We start from the raw sequence: 521 nt of genomic DNA, 5'->3' as shown, positions 1-521 counted from the left end.
GTTGGCAAAAATACCTCGGAATGAAAAGCAAAGCGGAAAAATAATGAATCTGACTGCTTGAAAAGATGAAGTAAAAAACAAAAATTAGTTCTTAAAAGAAATAACTGACTTAAAAGGAAAACAGCGGAATTGAAAAGCATTACGCCGAATGAAAAACACAACGCTGACAAGAAAGCTGAATTGAATAAAAATAAAGAAACGGAAAAAAAAATTAGCCGGAGTGAAGATCAAATCAGAAATTTGAAGTAGAAGAAAAAAAGAATTTGAAGTCTCAGCTTTAAAAATAAATCAGATAATTTTTAGACATAAAAAGTGGACGGAAAAAGAGCAAAGTGGAAAAAATTGTACGGACGGCATAACAGAGCGTTCCAAGCAGAGCGTGTCGGTACTTTAGCCAACAACGGCTATAATTCATTGCGGCGGAATTTTCTACCGAAAATTCCATCCTTTTTTCTATCTTTGAGCTACAACGGAATAAATCCTGCGTATTTTTCCGCAACGAAATCATAGCCAAAGCCGTT

General features: G+C 34.7%; 1 protein-coding gene. It reads right to left on the bottom strand.

From position 1 onward, the window contains the following. Window positions 1–277 precede the first annotated feature (277 nt). Window positions 278–521: hypothetical protein (locus tag ACFSQ0_RS00005; RefSeq protein ID WP_379042334.1), on the bottom strand; the 244-nt coding region annotated here is incomplete at its 5' end.

Origin of the sequence: Mesonia sediminis (assembly GCF_042684705.1) — a bacterium.
Lineage (GTDB): Bacteria > Bacteroidota > Bacteroidia > Flavobacteriales > Flavobacteriaceae > Mesonia > Mesonia sediminis.
This window is presented reverse-complemented; position numbering and strand designations above follow the sequence as displayed.